Origin of the sequence: Virgibacillus salexigens, from assembly GCF_014905415.1 — a bacterium.
Classification (GTDB): domain Bacteria; phylum Bacillota; class Bacilli; order Bacillales; family Amphibacillaceae; genus Virgibacillus; species Virgibacillus salexigens.
The window spans coordinates 1-302 of the sequence record NZ_BNEO01000145.1; the positions used below are offsets into that span (position 1 = coordinate 1).

Annotated in this window: 1 protein-coding gene; it reads right to left on the reverse strand. The window is 32.8% G+C overall.

Annotation, left to right across the window (positions count from 1 at the left end; all coding sequences use genetic code 11):
• Positions 1-69: 69 nt before the first annotated feature.
• Positions 70-302, reverse strand: a 233-nt coding sequence (locus JKP73_RS22610) for a MurR/RpiR family transcriptional regulator (protein WP_200412035.1), incomplete at its 5' end; no start/stop codon positions are given.

Sequence of the window (302 nt, forward strand, 5' to 3'; positions counted from 1 at the left end):
ATAATTCTCATAGGCTCTCACCCTCTTATTTAATTTTAACAATTACCACATAGCCTTATGAACAATATCTTATATCACCTCTTTCTGAATTTTACGTTGAAATTCTTTTAATATAATATCCAGTAAATAAAATACCGATACCTCATGAATTGAGCATACATCCGCTACCAAATCGTTTGACGATGGAATTAGAAACGAAATATCGGCCCCCTCTGAAATTGGGGAATCACGTTGACTCGTAACACCAATTGTAATTGCATTTTTACTTTCCGCGCTTTGTAGTATGATTATAATATTTGAAT